The organism is Gemella sp. GH3 (assembly GCF_013415425.1).
Classification (GTDB): Bacteria; Bacillota; Bacilli; order Staphylococcales; family Gemellaceae; genus Gemelliphila.
Genome location: NZ_JACBYC010000129.1, coordinates 1 through 623, shown reverse-complemented (window position 1 = coordinate 623; position 623 = coordinate 1). Strand labels below are relative to the sequence as shown.

Annotated in this window: 1 protein-coding gene; it reads left to right on the top strand. The window is 37.7% G+C overall.

What is annotated here, in order from left to right:
- The coding region (locus HZY83_RS05525) for a class I tRNA ligase family protein (protein ID WP_179943067.1) at positions 1-623 on the top strand (623 nt) is incomplete at both ends.

Below are 623 nucleotides of genomic sequence, written 5' to 3'. Positions count from 1 at the left end.
TCCTTCAAACGTAGCTATCACTGTTCATCCAGAACTTAAGTATGGCCAATACAATGTAGAAGGACAGAAATTTATTGTTGCTCAAGCCTTATCTGAGACTGTAGCTGATGCTTTAGGTTGGGATAAAGATACAATTCAACTTGAAAAAGAATTTACAGGTAAAGAGTTAGAATATGTTGAAGCGCAACATCCATTCTTAGATCGTACGTCACTTGTGATTAATGGAGATCACGTCACAACAGATGCGGGTACTGGATGTGTTCATACTGCTCCTGGACACGGGGAAGATGACTATATCGTTGGACAAAAATATGACTTACCTGTCATCAGTCCTCTAAATGACAAGGGTGTATTTACTGAAGAGGGCGGCCAATTTGAAGGTATGTTCTATGACAAAGCGAATAAAGCTGTCACTGACTTATTAACTGAAAAGGATGCACTTCTTAAATTAGACTTTATTACACATAGCTACCCACATGATTGGCGTACAAAAAAACCAGTTATCTTTAGAGCGACACCTCAATGGTTTGCTTCAATTAACAAAGTAAGACAAGATATCTTAGATGCGATTGAAGAGACTAACTTTAAAGTAGATTGGGGTAAAACACGTATCTACAATATGA